This window comes from Marinobacterium sp. MBR-109 (assembly GCF_040547565.1).
GTDB lineage: Bacteria > Pseudomonadota > Gammaproteobacteria > Pseudomonadales > Balneatricaceae > Marinobacterium.
The window spans coordinates 229,190-244,377 of record NZ_JBEPPZ010000005.1 but is presented as its reverse complement, the minus strand read 5'-3'; the positions used below and the strand labels follow the sequence as shown (position 1 = coordinate 244,377).

Genomic DNA, 15,188 nt, shown 5'->3' with positions numbered 1-15,188 from the left:
TGAGGCAGCTTCACTTTAAACACTGGGAGTGGGGTGCATAAACTACCCTGTATCCCGGTCAAGGTCGAGTCCTCGTCGGGTCGATTATGCCGGCTTACGGATGATGCGGGCGCGCTCGGGCTGCTTGGCCGGCTGGATCGCGATCTGCTCCAGCTGCAACAGGCAGATCTTGTGCTTCAAGCCACCGCCATAGCCGGTCAGTTCACCGTTGCTGGCAACAACACGGTGGCAGGGAATGATGATGGGCAGCGGGTTGAGGTTATTGGCCAGTCCCACGGCACGGGAGGCCCCGGGATTGCCAATCCGGGCCGCGATTTCGCCATAGCTGCAGGTGTTGCCCCAGGGGATTTCAAGCAGCCTGTTCCAGACCTGTTCCTGAAAGGCGGTACCGACCGGGGCCAGAGGCAGGTCAAACTGCTTCAGCCTGCCGGCAAAATAGGCTTCAAGCTGGCTGGCCGCCGCCTGCAGGATCGGGTGTTCGGGGCTCTGGGCTGAACTGCGCTGGCCAAAGTCAACTCGGCACAACCCCTTTGCGTCAGCCTGCAGCGTCAAGGGCCCGACCGGGGTATCAGGAAGGATGAGCGTGTGGATCATGTGGGCCCCGCGAATAGCTATTGACGCCTGTCATGGAAAACCTATCATGCCTGAAGGATAGTGAAACTGTACCGTGACAACAACCTCAGGAAATACGTTGATGACTATTGAGCACCATGATCTCGTCCATGAACTGCCCGAATACCGTGATCAGATTCATACTCTGAAGATGGAAAACGCGCATTTTGCCAAGCTGTTCGACGAATATCATGTGATCACCAAGGAAGTGGAACAGATGGAAGCGGAAACTCTTCCGGTCTCTACTCGTACGGAAGAAGAGTACAAGCTGAAGCGTCTGCAGTTGAAAGATCAGCTTTACGCCATGCTGAAAGACGCCGGCAACTGATAGCGCCGTCCAGAGTGGCTGAAAACACCCGCTGATCGCGGGTGTTTTTCTTTACGCCAGCGGCGTACATTTGTAGTGCAACGACAGGTCTGTCGATAGGGAGCTTCGGGTGTCTGCCTCTTCACCATCCAGTTACGACTGGCATTACATCTTCAATATTGCACTGCGCCACCGACGCGAGCTGATTCTGGCCAACCTGATAGCCATTCTTGCGGCCACTTTGAGTGTGCCTCTGCCACTTTTGATGCCGTTGCTGGTCGATGAGGTGCTGCTGGATCAACCCGGAGTTGTGGTCGCCACCGTCAACAACCTGTTTCCTGAACCCTGGCAGGGGCCTCCGCTGTACATCGGGTCGGTTCTGGTGCTGACGGTCCTGTTGCGACTGTTCGCCCTGGGCCTGAACGTACTGCAGGCTCGCCAGTTTACGATCATTTCAAAGGACGTGATCTATCACATACGTGCCGGCTTGCTCGAGCGGCTGCAGCGGATCTCCATGGCTGAGTATGAAACGCTGGGCAGTGGCAGTGTGGCATCCCACTTTGTAACGGACCTGGATACGGTAGATCGCTTTGTCGGCAGTTCGGTCAGCCGCTTTCTGGTGGCGGTGCTGTCGATCATCGGCACCGCCGTGATTCTGCTCTGGATGCATTGGCAGCTGGCACTGTTCATTCTGTTTCTGAACCCCTTTGTCATCTGGCTGACCATGACCGTTGGCAAACGGGTGAAGCATCTCAAGGCGCGGGAAAATTCAGCCTATGAGCTTTTTCAGGGTGCGCTGACGGAAACCCTGGATGCGATCCAGCAGATCCGTGCGGCCAACCGGGAGCAGCATTACCTGCAGCAGCTGATTGAACGCGCAAGACAGGTGCGCAACCACTCCTCAAGCTTTGAATGGCGCTCTGATGCCGCCAATCGCTTGAGCTTTATGCTGTTCATGGTGGGCGTTGACCTGTTCCGTGCGGTTTCCATGCTGATGGTGGTGTTTTCGGATCTGTCAGTGGGACAGATGATGGCCGTGTTTGGCTATCTCTGGTTCATGATGGGGCCGGTGCAGGAAATTCTGGGCATGCAGTATGCCTGGTTCGGGGCGCGGGCAGCGCTGGAGCGGGTCAATCGATTGCTGGCCCTGAATCTTGAGCCCCGCTACCCACAGCTGCAGAACCCTTTCGAGAACCGCAAAACAGTTTCCATCAGTTTGCGCGATGTTCATTTCAGTTACTACCCGGGGCAGGAGGTGCTGCGCGGTATAAGTCTTGAGATTCCGGCTGGCCAGAAAGTTGCGCTGGTGGGGGCCAGTGGCGGTGGCAAGTCCACTCTGGTGCAGGTACTGCTGGGGCTGTATCCACCGCAGCAGGGTGATGTCTGTTTTGACGGGGTTCCGGTGCAACGGATCGGGCTTGAGCGCGTGCGTGAACATGTCTCCACGGTACTGCAGCAGCCGGCTCTGTTTAACGGCTCTGTCCGTGATAACCTGACATTGGGACGTGAAATTTCGGACGACGCTCTATGGCAGGCGCTGGATGTCGCGCAATTGAAAACCTTTGTCATGGCCTTGGAACAGGGGCTCGATACCATGGTGGGGCGTCAGGGGGTTCGACTTTCCGGCGGCCAGCGTCAGCGTCTGGCGATTGCTCGCATGGTGCTGACAGACCCGGCGGTGGTCATTCTGGATGAGGCCACCTCGGCACTGGATACCCAGACAGAATTTGCCTTGCACCGTGCCATGTCCGAGTTTCTCAGTGGCCGTACCACCGTGATTGTAGCGCATCGCCTCAGTGCAGTCCGTCAGGCAGACAAGGTCTACGTATTTGAAGATGGAAAGGTTATCGAACAGGGCAGTCATGATGAGCTGCTTGACCAACAAGGGTTGTATGCGCGGCTTTATGGTCAGCGCCAGCTCTGAAACGAGGAGTATCGATGCGGCAGCGCTTTGAGTGGCGTGGTGGCAATCGGGTCAGGCTGATGGTGGACGGGGAAAGTTTTTTCCCGCAGATGCTGGAGGCCATTGAGCAGGCGCGTTCCAGTCTGAGGCTGGAGTTTTACATGGTCAGCTCGGGCAAGATTCTGGATCGATTCATCCAGGCACTCACCGACGCGGTGCTGCGGGGGGTGGATGTCCGGCTGTTGATCGATGGGTTTGGCGGTCGCCACCTGGCCCGGGCTGATCGTGAGCGGCTACAGGCGGGAGGTGTTCAGCTGATCCTGTACAACCCGCTGCAGTTGTCCAAATGGACTCGCAACTTTGCCCGTGATCACCGCAAGCTGTTACTGGTGGATGAGCATAAGGCGTTCATTGGTGGTGCCGGTCTGGCGGATGAATACTGGCTGTCGCAGCGTACCGGCTGCCCCTGGCATGAAGTCATGTGTGAAGTGCAGGGACCGGTGGTGGAAGACCTGGCCTGTCTTTTCAACCGTCTTTGGTTGCGCAGCAGTGGCCAGGCGCTGTCGCCGCCTTCTGCACAGCCTGATGCGGGTGACGCTCGGATGCGTGTCACCACCGTGCAAGGGTTGTATCAGCAGGATATCAAAGTTGCCTTTCTCAATCAGGTGAACGGCGCCAGGCATCGTGTCTGGCTTGAAACCGCCTACTTTCTGCCCTCGCTGTCGATTCGCACGGCACTGCGCCGTGCGGCGCGGCGAGGGGTGGATGTGCGCATGATCGTGGCAGGTCCCTACACTGACCAGTTCTGGGTCTATCACGCCTCGAAACGCTACTACCGGCGCCTGCTTAATGCCGGTGTGCGAATTTACGAATATCAGCCGCGCTTTTTGCATGCCAAAGTGGGGCTGGTTGATGACTGGGTATCATTGGGGTCCTGTAATCTGGACCACTGGAACCTGCGCTGGAATTTAGAGGCTAATATAGAGGTAGAAGACGCTGGGCTCACGGCTCAGGTGGAGCAGCTGATCAATGTCGACATGGAACAGTGTCATGAGGTGACCGCCGTAGAGTGGTCGCGTCGCCCATGGCATCGCAAGGCAAAAGAACTTGTTTGGGCATTGTTGAGTCAACTGGTATTGAAGATCAGATAACGGAGAGTGTCATGAACAAAGCCATTATTCTAACGACCGTGCTCACGGCCAGTCTTTTGGGTGGGTGTGCCCAGCAGGGGCTGTATGGCACAAGCTACAGTCGGGACCAGGTGCGTCAGGCCCAGACGGTACAGTATGGCACTATCGAGTCAGTGACACCGGTGGTGATCGAAGGGCGTGACGATGGCGTTGTGGGTGCCGGTACCGGCGCTGTTGTCGGCGGTATTGCCGGCAATCAGATCGGTGGCGGCAGCGGACGAACCCTGGCCACAGTGGTGGGCGCCGTTGCCGGTGGTCTGGTGGGCCAGAGAGTTGAAAAGTCCGTCACGACCCGGCAGGGGCAGGAGTTGACCATTCGTCTTGATTCCGGTCGTGTCGTCTCAGTGGTACAGGAAGTGGATAACGGCCAGTTCTTCCGTCAGGGAGAGCGTATCAGGGTACTGGGGCAGGGCAGTTCACTGCGTGTGACTTACTGAAGCACAGATGGGTATGGCCGGGCATTGCGCCCGGCCTGCCTGCGGATCAGTGAACCGGAATCATTTTTCCGGCGCGTGGAAGTGCAGGTAGAGGTCAATCAGGACTTCTGGAATCTGTACGCACATCTCTTCGCGCAGAGCGCGGTCATCACTGATGTCGCGGATCTCTTCATCCTCGAACAGGTCCGAAGCTACCATGATCGGCAAGAGCAGGCCGGCTACGGTTTCCTCGTCTTCACCGAACCACTGTTCCTCTTTCAGGAACACACCCTCCATGAAGGACTGTGCCCAGATGGTCAGTTCGGTCATCTCTTCATCTTCTTCAGGCTCAAGACTCAGCTCACAGGGCAGCAGAATCTCCTGATCGTTGTACAGGTCGTTGCCGATGGTCTGGTACAGCTTGCGCAGCAGCGACAGGATCTCGGTCTTTTCTTCGGCACTGGCCCATTCCGGTTCACCGTCGAACAGCTGTTCAAGCCACTCGGACTCGGCAACGGGCTCGGGGCTGATGTTCAGGGCACAGAGAAAACCGTGCGCGCCGATCAGGTCCAGGGCTTCGTCGGACACGGCATCGGAGAACAGAAATTCCTCCAGACGGTCCAGTTCCTCTTCGGTAATCAGGGCAGGCATGTTTGCATTCATGGTTCACAGCATCCGCAAGTTCAGGTCAACGGATGATTCTACCCTGAAGCGTGCCTCGGGGGTATGGCTGTGGATGACTTCATGCCGGTGATCACGGATAATGCCGGCCATGATAGAGCGCGCCCGACAAATACTGGCCGATGTGTTCGGCTTCGAGTCCTTTCGTCACCCGCAGGAAACGGTGGTTGAAACCCTTATAAATGGCCGCGATGCGCTGGTGGTAATGCCCACTGGCGGTGGCAAGTCACTTTGCTATCAGTTGCCGGCACTGGTGCGTGAGGGCTGCGGGGTTGTAATTTCGCCCCTGATCGCGTTGATGCATGATCAGGTGAGTGCCCTGTCACAGCTGGGCATCCGGGCCGGTTGTCTCAACTCGGCCATGACTCTGGACGAGCTGCAGCAGACCGAAGCGGCTTTGCGCAGTGGTCAACTCGATCTGCTCTATGTTGCCCCAGAACGCTTGCAGCAGCCGCGCACTCGCCAGCTGCTGAGTCAGTGTCGTGTGGCACTCTTTGCCATCGATGAAGCGCACTGCGTATCCCAGTGGGGGCATGACTTCCGTCCCGAATACATGCAGCTGAGCGAGTTGCGTGAGCGGTTTCCCGGCGTCCCGCGCATCGCACTGACGGCCACCGCAGATGCGCGTACCCGTCAGGAAATCATCGATCGGCTGGCGTTGACCGATGCCGCCGCCTTTGTCTGCGGCTTTGACCGTCCTAACATTCGCTACCGTATTGGCCAGAAGGACCGTGCACGGGAGCAGCTGCTGCGTTTCATCCGCGATGAGCATGCGCAGGATGTGGGCGTGGTGTACTGCCTGTCGCGCAAGCGGGTCGAAGAAACAGCCGCCTGGCTGTGCGAGCGTGGCTTCAATGCGCTGCCTTACCATGCCGGGCTGGACGCACAACTGCGTCAGCATCACCAACACCGCTTTCTGACTGAAGAGTCGATCATCATGGTGGCGACCATCGCCTTCGGCATGGGGATCGACAAGCCCAATGTGCGTTTTGTGGCGCACCTGGATCTGCCGCGTTCGATTGAAGCCTACTATCAGGAAACCGGTCGTGCCGGTCGCGATGGTCTGCCGGCGGATGCCTGGATGGTGTATGGGCTGCAGGATGTGATTTTTCTGCGTCAGATGCTGGAAGGCTCCCAGGCGGAAGCGGCCCAGAAGCAGATTGAACGGCAGAAACTGGAAGCGATGCTGGGGTTGTGTGAAATCACCAGCTGTCGCCGTCAGGCTTTGTTGAGCTACTTTGGTGAAAATGCGCATCAACCCTGTGGCAACTGCGATACCTGTCTGGAACCGGTACCGGTCTGGGATGGTACCGAAGCGGCACGCAAGGCGCTGTCGGCGGTCTACCGCAGCAGTCAGCAGTACGGGGTCAACTACATCATCGATATTCTGCGTGGCCAGTCCAGTGACAAGACTCGCCAACGCGGGCATGAGCAGCTGTCCGTATGGGGCATCGGCAAGGACCTGGATCAACAGCAGTGGCGTTCGGTATTTCGACAGTTGGTGGCGCGCGGTTACCTCAACGTTGATCCTCAGGGCTTTGGAGTGTTGCACCTGAGTGACCGCTGCCGGCCTTTGCTCAAGGGAGAAGAAACGCTGGAGCTGCGGCGTGACCTGAAAGTTTCGTCTGCAGGCGGCAAGCGTACCTCCAGTGGCCGCTCTGCAGCGGCGCAACAGAAGCTTGATCCGGCTGAGCACCGTCTCTGGGAGGCTCTGCGCAACCTGCGCCGGCAGCTGGCGCAGGAGCAGGATGTGCCACCCTATGTCATTTTCCATGATGCGACGCTGATGGAGATGGTGCTGTATCGGCCGCTGAGCGCCGAGCAGATGCGTCGACTCAGTGGTGTCGGGGAGCGCAAGCTCGATCTTTACGGCCAGCCCTTCCTCGATCTGATCGCCGAGTTTCAGGATGAGCCTGCTGACAGTCAGCAGGCACAGGCTGAAGAGTCACTGCTGCTGTATCGTGCCGGCATGACCGTTGAGCAGGTGGCGCGGCAGCAGAAACTGTCCGTCAATGTGATCTATGGTCACCTCGCACATGCAATCCGCGAGCGCAGGATCAGCGTGGATGAAGTGGTAGAACTGTCCGCTGCCGAACGTGCTGAAATCGAAAAGACGATCCGTTTCTGTCAGCAGCAGTTTGGTGATTCACTAAAGGCAGTGCATGAGGCGCTTGCGGGGCAGTATGAGTATGGCCTGTTGCGCTGCATCCGGCAGGGACTGAACGCTTGAACGACGCACTGTTGAGCCCTGTAGGGCTGTTTTTCAGTGCACTGATCTCATCGACTCTGCTGCCGGGTGGCTCTGAGGCCCTGCTGGCCTGGCTGGTTGCCTCCGGGGAGTATCCACTGGGGTTGCTGCTGTTTATGGCAACCGTCGGCAATGTGCTGGGCAGCCTGATGACCTGGGGTATGGGGTACTGGCTGGCGCATCGTTTTCCTCTGCGGGCGCTGAACAAGCCCGAGCACCAGCGTGCAAGGTGCTGGATCGAGCGCTATGGAGCACTGGTGTTGCTGCTGGCCTGGCTGCCGGTGGTGGGCGACCCGCTTTGCTTCGTGGCCGGTTGGCTACGGGTCAATCTGTTGGCCAGTCTTGTCGCCATTACGCTGGGCAAGCTGCTGCGCTATGCTGTCATCATCGGAATTTTCAGTTGAGATTCGGATGAGCAAAACGTCCCTGCTATATGGTATCCAGCTGCTTTTGCTGCTGGTTCTCCTGTTGCTGCTGACCAACCTCTGGCTCAGCCGCAGTAATGAGGTTTGGTGGCAACAGCCGGTGCGCCTTGCCATCTATCCGGTCAACGCCGATGGAGATCCTCTGACGCAGGCCTGGATCGATCAGCTGCGTGTTGAGCAATTTCAGGATATCGAACTGTTTTTCAATCGTGAGGCCGCTCGATACCGCTTGTCGCTGGAGCAGCCGGTACGGGTACAGCTGGCACCGCAGGTCGAATCCAACCCGCCCCAGGTTCCTGAGCATCCCAGTATTCTGGATGCGATCTGGTGGTCGCTTAAAATGCAGCTCTGGGTCGTGTTCAATGACTCCCTGCCGCGTGGAGAGGTGGATGCCCGCGTTTTCATGAACTTTCACCTGCCGCACAACGAGGTCGGCATGCGCCACTCGCTGGGGCTGCAGCGGGGGCTGATCGGACTGGTGAACGGTTATGCGGGGGTTGACTACCAGGGGCGCAATAACCTGATTGCGGCGCACGAGTTTCTCCACACGCTGGGTGCCAGTGACAAGTATGATGCCGAGACGACCGAGCCACTTTGGCCGGACGGCTATGCCGACCCCACCAAGGTGCCACTGTTTCCACAAACGCGTGCCGAAATCATGGGCGGCAGGGTGCAGGTGTCTCCCGGCTGGGCACTGCTGCCACCGAGTCTTGAACATGTCGTGATCGGTGCTGCCACGGCCATCGAGATCAACTGGCTGGCAGTGCCCCCCTGAATCCGGTTATGAGCCGCGTCCTTGACCCCCGGCGTGCGCCTGTAGGACAATTCGTCTTCTGCATTCGGTCTCTGGAGGACAGTTAGCGGGTTTATCGCGGTTTTTGGCGTTTATTTACGCCCCATTTGCTGCTTTTTCGTGTGTGCAAACGTCTTGTGCAAGTGCCCGTTAAAACGGACTCTGTCCCCATCTGCTGCACCCCGGTGGTGTATCAGTTTCTGAATGCTCCCCCTGTTCATCTGTTTTACACACAGTGGCTTCAGGCTTTGAAGTCGACTGTTGAATCCAATCAAGCTTGCAAGGGAGCCCATGAATTCACAAACGCCGATCAATCTTATCCAGGCCACCGAGGCCGATATCGCCCCCGCCTTTAAAGTCTACACGGCCCGTCATCTGGCGCAGATTCCGCAGTTGCAACGACTTCCATCCCAACTCAGACATGAGATGGAAGTGGTTGCATCCGTTCTGCCGTTTCGGGTCAACAACTATGTGATCGATCAGCTGATCAACTGGGATGATGCGATCAACGATCCCATGTTCCAGTTGACCTTCCCCCAGCGAGGCATGCTCAAGCCTGAACACTATACGGCAGTTGAAGCGGCGCTTGAGATCGGTGACAAGGCCGAGATCAAGCGTGTCGTGAACGACGTGCGTCAGGCACTGAACCCGCACCCGGCCGGCCAGCTGGAGCAGAACATTCCGCGAGTGAACGGCGAGCCGGTCAACGGCATCCAGCACAAGTATGGCCAGACCGTACTGTTCTTCCCCAGCTCCGGTCAGGTGTGTCACAGCTACTGTACCTTCTGCTTCCGTTGGGCACAGTTTGTTGGCGACCAGTCACTGAAAATCGCGGCCAAGGAATCCGGTCAGTTGTGTGATTACCTGCGAGAACACCCGGAAGTGACCGATGTGCTGATCACCGGTGGCGACCCCATGGTGATGAAGACCAAAAACCTGCGTGCCTACCTGGAGCCACTGCTGGTGCCGGAATTCGACCATATCCGCACCATTCGTATCGGCTCCAAGGCGCTGACCTTCTGGCCGTACCGTTTTGTCACTGATGAGGACAGCGATGATCTGATGGCGCTGTTCCGTGACATCATCGCAGCCGGCAAGCATCTGGCTTTCATGGCGCATTACAACCACTGGCGCGAGATGGAAACCGATATCCACCGCCAGGCGGTGGCGCGCCTCCGCGAGACCGGTGCGCATATCCGCAGCCAAGGCCCACTGCTCAACCATATCAACACCGAGGCCGATGACTGGGCAAAAATGTGGCAGACTCAGGTGGAAATGGGTATCCAGCCGTACTACATGTTTGTGGAACGTGATACCGGTGCCCAGCACTATTTTGAAGTGCCGCTGGCGCAGGCCTGGAAAACCTATCGTGAGGCGATGAAGCAGGTCAGTGGCATTGCCCGTACTGCTCGCGGCCCGTCCATGTCGGCGACGCCGGGCAAAGTGGAAATTCAGGGTGTCACCGAAATCAACGGTGAGAAGGTGTTTGTGTTGCGCTTCATTCAGGGCCGTAACCCTGACTGGGTGCAGCGTCCGTTCTTCGCCCGGTATGATGAAAAGGCCACCTGGTTGAACCACCTTAAGCCGGCGTTCGGTGAAGAGAAGTTCTTCTTCGAAGAGTGATCCATCTGTCGTGAACGTCAAGAAAAGGCTGCCTGCAGGCAGCCTTTTGTGTTCAAGGCCACAAAAAGCGGAAGGTTTCTGGCATAATGCGCCGCTTCATAAACAGGAGGGTCGATCATGTCAATCGAACAGGCGCTGCAGACTCGCAGCGAATCCAAGTGTGAACTCTGTGGCGCAACCGAAGATCTGGCAGTCTTTGCGGTTCCGCCGTCTTCGGATGGTAGTGTCGATCAGTCTGTCCTCCTGTGCGGCGCATGCCGCACCCAGATCGACAACCCTGACCAGGTTGATCCCAACCACTGGCGCTGCCTGAATGACAGCATGTGGAGCCAGGTACCGGCGGTACAGGTTCTGGCCTGGCGCATGCTCAACCGTCTGCGAGGTGAAGGCTGGCCGCAGGATCTGCTGGATATGATGTATCTGGATGATGAGACGCTGAGCTGGGCCCAGGCGACAGGTGATCACCTGTCGGACGATGAAGTGGTGCGTCACATGGACAGCAATGGTGTTGTGCTTGAAGCGGGGGATACCGTTACCCTGATCAAGGACCTGAACGTGAAAGGTTCCAGCCTGACGGCCAAGCGCGGTACGGCGGTGCGCAACATCTCACTGGTACCGGACAACCCCGAGCACATCGAGGGGCGTGTTGAAGGTCAGCAGATTGTGATTCTGACCAAGTTTGTCAAGAAACAGAAGTAAACCGTACTCGACATGGGCTCACCCGGCCTGCACAAGCCGGATGAGCCCGTGGTTTCAGATCGAAAAACGCTTCAGCAGTTCCTGCTGTTCATGGGCGTAGCTGAGCAGCTCACGACTGCTGCCGGATGCCTGTCGCGCGCCTTCGGTCGTTTCACTGGCGGTGGTGTTCAGCCCGTTCAGTGTACGGCTGACCTCTTCAACAGCATCGGTCTGCTGGCGTGCAGCCTCTGTAATTTGTGTACTCAGGCTGCCGATATGGGCGATGGCGGCATTGAGCGAGTCCAGTGACGTTTGTGATGCGTGGGCATGCTCAACACAGCTTTGTGTCTGGTGGTAGCTGGATTTCATCACACTCACGACCTGGGTGATATTCTTCTGCATGTTTTCCACCATCTCCTGAATCCGTCCAGTGGAGTTCTGGGTTCGGCTGGCCAGCTCGCGTACTTCATCTGCCACCACTGCAAAACCGCGGCCATGCTCCCCGGCCCGAGCAGCCTCAATGGCGGCGTTCAGTGCCAACAGATTGGTCTGTTCGGCGATATCCCGAATGGTTGACAGAATGCTGTCGATCTCTGAACTGTAGCTGGCAAGCTGATCACTCACGCTGACCGCTTGCTGGATACCGGTAGCCTGCAGCTCGATGCTCTGCAGGGTTTCACGTACGTTATCAGTAAGGCTGACACTGAGCGATTCACACTCGTTGACCGCATCCAGAGTGGTGTGGCTGTGATTGGCCACTTCGGCTACGCTGCTGGAAATTTCGGTTGCGGCTGATGCTGTTTGCTGCAGCTGATCGCTCTGATGTGCCATCGCCTGCGTTGTCTGCTCACTGATGGCCGAGTTCTGACTGGCAACCGATGCAAGGTGTTCGGAGCCGCGGGTAATTGTGGTGACAATTTCGCGCAGGCCTTTGACTACATCATTCAGTGCCTCACCCAGCTCGCCGAATTCGTCCCTGCGCTGGTCATCAAAGCTGATACGCAGGTCGCCCTGGCGCAGCCGCCCCAGTTGCTGGCGAATTTCGGCCAGCGGTTTGCGCAGGGCATTGATGGTCAGCAGCGCTATGACGATCGCCAGTACGATGGCAGCGGATGCAATCACCAGGATAACCATATTGCTCAGCCTGATCGCCTGCTGCCCTTCCTGACGGGTATCGGCCGCCAGTGTGCGTGCAGCCTCTACCATGCTGGCAGACTCCTGACTGGAGGCTTCCATCAGCGCTGACAGCTGCTCCAGCGTTTGGGTCAGCTCAAGATCGGCGGCCGTCAGCTGGTTATACAGTGACAGCACGCCATCATCACCGTAGAAAGCGGTTTCCAGGTTTTCTACCAGCGGTTCGACCTGATTGGCACGGGGTTCGGCTGCCGCGAAAAATTCATGTGCCTTGACCAGGCTGCCCCTGTTGTCTTCGGCATCACTGCGCAGACGCTCAATATCCTGATTGCGCTGGTAATTGAACAGCATGAATCGGTAGCTGTTGGCCGCGCGAGTGACGGATCGGATGCGCAGTATGCCCTCATCGCTGCTGGCTGTGGAAAGGTAGTTGCGTGCCCAGCTGGCAAGGGCGTCGTTCTGAGTCATGAACTTGACCGAGATGTCGCTGACAGCCCCTTGCAGTCGGCTCTGTTCCTGATGCAGTGCGAACAGCTTTTCCGACAGGCCTTCCAACTCTGTCGCATTATTGCGAATGCGCTCCACAATAGGTGCCAGCTCGGTGTGACTGTTGAGCCGAAGCTGGAGTTGGTCGAGCTGTTCACTGAAACGGTCGAAACTGGTGTTGAACATCTCTCGATAACGTTCAAAGCGTTCGGGTTGGCGTTGCGCCAGAGCACCGTAGAGATCGGTGGTTGCATACCCCAGAGCAAGTGTCTGGGCATAGCTGTCATCGACCAGGGGGAGGACCTCTTCGGTGACAGCGCTGAGGCCTGCACTGACCGTTCGGCTGCCGTAAAGGCCGCCGGCACCGACCAGCATGATGAAGATGACCAGGAGACCAAAACCGATGGCAATACGTTGTGTAATATAGATTTTCATGCCGTGACCCAGATTCTTGTTATTGGCGGGTTTTTACTTAGGGTATTTGCTTATTCAGAAGCTGTAAACCTGTAAATTGTCTGTCATCAAGTACAGTCACGCTGCAACAGGTCAATAACCCGGCTTGAATGCATTTACACTGGCTGTCAGGCACGATTTAATGGCCCTGAAGCCAAGAACCGGTCAAGCCAGCGGTTCGTCAGGGTTAGCCCAACGATTCACCGATGCTGCCAGCCCCAGAGGAAGGTAAAGATGTTCAAATACTCCCCCGATACAAAATCGATGCGCTACCGTGCAGGCAAGCTGCTGGAACAGCTGCTCGAACTGGTCGGCCTGCGCTCGCTTGATGCTCAGTTCATGTTTTCCTATGTGATCATCTTTGTGCTGACTGCAGTGATTGGCGCTGCCGTTTACCTTTCTGACAATACAGATGCCTCCGCGATCAATGTGGCAGGTGCCCAGCGCATGCTGAGTCAGAAAATGGCCAAGGAGGTGTTGCTGCTGTCTCAAGACGTGGGGGACCGCAGTGGTGTTACACAGACCATGAATGCGTTTGAGAGTGCGCACCAGGCATTGTTGAACGGCTCTGCCGAGCGTGGCATCAAGGCCGCTGAGGACAGTGAGATACGTAATCGACTGGAGCAGGTGGGCACACTCTGGAACAGTTATCGTGCAACACTGAACCAGTACCTGCAGCAGTCGGATACCGCATTGCTGCCAAAGCTGGAGCAGCAGTCGCTCACACTGCTCAAGGAAATGAACAATACCGTTGGGCTGATGGAAGCCAAAGCACTGGGACAGCAGAAACTGCTGCAGCAAATTGCGCTTTGGGTAACCGCTCTGGTCCTGGTGTTGATCGTGATGGGACGATCCTTTGGCCTGACAGTCATGTTCCGGCAGATCAAGAACCTGCGTGACCACCTGCGGGTACTGGCCCAGGGCAATTTCTCGATTCCGATTGAAATCGATAACCCGAAAAACGAGGTAGGGCAGAACTATACCGCCTACAACGAGATCATCCTTGAAATCGGCGAATTGCTGCATCAGGTGACTCAGACAGCCGGGCGTATCAGTACCGGCGTCGGTCAGGTGAACTCGGCACTGGCGGACACCGATCGTGGTGTCGCCAATCAGCAGTCTCAAATTGATCAGGTGGCGGCAGCGGTGACCGAAATGGCCTCTACGGTACAGGAGGTGGCACAAAGTGCATCCAATGCCGCATCCTCAGCCGAGGCGGCCAATGACTCCGCCAAGGGTGGGCAGCAACTGGTCGCACAGGTGAGCGACCAGATCGGTGGTGTGGCGGATCAGGTGCGCCATTCCGGTGAAGTCATTCGTGAACTGGCGAAAGACTCTGAAGAGGTGAGCCAGATTCTGGATGTGATTACCGGTATTGCCGAGCAGACCAACCTGCTGGCACTGAATGCCGCCATCGAGGCTGCCCGCGCAGGGGAACAGGGGCGTGGCTTCGCCGTAGTGGCGGACGAGGTTCGGACGCTGGCTCAGCGCACCCAGGAATCAACTGAAAATATTGCGCGTATCGTTGAGCGGTTGCAGAAACAGTCGACTTCGGCGGTACGTTCCATCGAAACCAGTCAGCGTATGGCTGAAGAAAGCGTGGCGCAGGCGGAAGAGGCGCGCAGCGTCATTTTGCGTATCGTGGATGCGGTGGGTGTCATCACTGATATGAACACCCAGATCGCCACAGCCGCCGAAGAGCAGAGCCAGGTGGCGCATGATATGGATCGCCATATCACCGGTATTGCCGATCAGTCGCGCAGAACGTCGGCGTATTCAAAACAGTCGGTTGAAGTGACCAGCCAGATCAGTGGTTATGTGGAGAGCCTGCTGAATGAAGTGAGCCGGTTTGAAACCAATGTACAGGGTATTGATCTGGGAGCCGCCAAGGCGGCTCATCTGTCCTGGAAAACACGGCTGCGCAGCTTCCTGGATGGCAAATCCAGTCTGACAGAGAAAGAGGCTGTTTCGCACATGGATTGCGCCTTCGGCAAGTGGTATTACTCCGAGGGTAAAGAGAAATACGGCAACCTGAGCGAATTCACCAGCATTGAATCACCGCATGAGAAGCTGCATGCATTGGTGAAGGAGGCGGTTCGCTATCGTCAGGCCAAGGAGTTTGATCGTGCAGAGAACTGCTACGATCAGGTAGCGGCCATCTCTGCCGACATAGTACAAAAGCTGACGGCGCTGGAAGACAAGGTGCAGCAGAGAACCTGACGGTTCGTTAAGCTCGGCT

Annotated in this window: 13 protein-coding genes; 10 read left to right on the top strand and 3 right to left on the bottom strand. The window is 57.2% G+C overall.

What is annotated here, in order from left to right; all coding sequences use genetic code 11:
• Positions 1 to 84: 84 nt before the first annotated feature.
• Entirely contained in the window at positions 85 to 594 is a 510-nt protein-coding gene (locus ABIE60_RS09075; protein WP_354469115.1) for a methylated-DNA--[protein]-cysteine S-methyltransferase, read from the bottom strand.
• Positions 595 to 694: 100 nt separating this feature from the next.
• Between ABIE60_RS09075 and ABIE60_RS09070 the strand changes: the two genes are divergently transcribed.
• The 4 genes from ABIE60_RS09070 to ABIE60_RS09055 all read left to right on the top strand — a co-directional run bounded on the left by ABIE60_RS09070 (position 695) and on the right by ABIE60_RS09055 (position 4,449).
• Entirely contained in the window at positions 695 to 940 is a 246-nt protein-coding gene (locus ABIE60_RS09070; protein WP_354469114.1) for an HP1242/YdcH family protein, read from the top strand.
• A gap of 109 nt (positions 941 to 1,049) precedes the next feature.
• Entirely contained in the window at positions 1,050 to 2,843 is a 1,794-nt protein-coding gene (locus ABIE60_RS09065) for an ABC transporter ATP-binding protein (RefSeq protein ID WP_354469113.1), read from the top strand.
• A 14-nt stretch (positions 2,844 to 2,857) separates the two neighbouring features.
• A complete protein-coding gene (locus tag ABIE60_RS09060) occupies positions 2,858 to 3,973 on the top strand; it encodes a phospholipase D-like domain-containing protein (protein ID WP_354469112.1) in 1,116 nt (371 codons plus the stop codon).
• An 11-nt stretch (positions 3,974 to 3,984) separates the two neighbouring features.
• Positions 3,985 to 4,449: an outer membrane lipoprotein gene (locus tag ABIE60_RS09055; RefSeq protein ID WP_354469111.1), complete on the top strand. Its 465-nt coding sequence runs from the start codon at positions 3,985 to 3,987 to the stop codon at positions 4,447 to 4,449.
• 60 nt (positions 4,450 to 4,509) lie between these two features.
• Here the strand turns inward: ABIE60_RS09055 and ABIE60_RS09050 are convergent, their stop codons facing one another.
• Positions 4,510 to 5,079, bottom strand: a complete 570-nt coding sequence (locus ABIE60_RS09050) for a YecA/YgfB family protein (RefSeq protein ID WP_354469110.1) — start codon at positions 5,077 to 5,079, stop codon at positions 4,510 to 4,512.
• 121 nt (positions 5,080 to 5,200) lie between these two features.
• Between ABIE60_RS09050 and recQ the strand changes: the two genes are divergently transcribed.
• From recQ to ABIE60_RS09025, 5 genes are all read left to right on the top strand, one after another.
• Positions 5,201 to 7,339, top strand: coding sequence for a DNA helicase RecQ (gene recQ, locus ABIE60_RS09045; RefSeq protein ID WP_354469126.1), 2,139 nt, complete (start codon positions 5,201 to 5,203; stop codon positions 7,337 to 7,339).
• Entirely contained in the window at positions 7,336 to 7,761 is a 426-nt protein-coding gene (locus ABIE60_RS09040) for a YqaA family protein (protein WP_354469109.1), read from the top strand. Before recQ ends, ABIE60_RS09040 begins: the two co-directional genes overlap by 4 nt.
• A 7-nt stretch (positions 7,762 to 7,768) precedes the next feature.
• Complete coding sequence (locus tag ABIE60_RS09035; protein ID WP_354469108.1) at positions 7,769 to 8,557, top strand: hypothetical protein; 789 nt, start codon at positions 7,769 to 7,771, stop codon at positions 8,555 to 8,557.
• Between the two features lie 309 nt (positions 8,558 to 8,866).
• Entirely contained in the window at positions 8,867 to 10,198 is a 1,332-nt protein-coding gene (locus ABIE60_RS09030; RefSeq protein WP_354469107.1) for a KamA family radical SAM protein, read from the top strand.
• A 117-nt stretch (positions 10,199 to 10,315) separates the two neighbouring features.
• A complete protein-coding gene (locus ABIE60_RS09025) occupies positions 10,316 to 10,897 on the top strand; it encodes a PhnA domain-containing protein (protein WP_354469106.1) in 582 nt (193 codons plus the stop codon).
• Between the two features lie 54 nt (positions 10,898 to 10,951).
• Here ABIE60_RS09025 and ABIE60_RS09020 read toward each other — a convergent pair whose 3' ends face one another.
• Positions 10,952 to 12,931 carry a methyl-accepting chemotaxis protein gene (locus ABIE60_RS09020; RefSeq protein ID WP_354469105.1) on the bottom strand — a complete coding sequence of 660 codons (1,980 nt, stop codon included), beginning with the start codon at positions 12,929 to 12,931 and terminating at the stop codon, positions 10,952 to 10,954.
• A 252-nt stretch (positions 12,932 to 13,183) separates the two neighbouring features.
• Between ABIE60_RS09020 and ABIE60_RS09015 the strand changes: the two genes are divergently transcribed.
• Positions 13,184 to 15,169: a methyl-accepting chemotaxis protein gene (locus ABIE60_RS09015; protein WP_354469104.1), complete on the top strand. Its 1,986-nt coding sequence runs from the start codon at positions 13,184 to 13,186 to the stop codon at positions 15,167 to 15,169.
• The last annotated feature ends 19 nt before the right edge of the window (positions 15,170 to 15,188 follow it).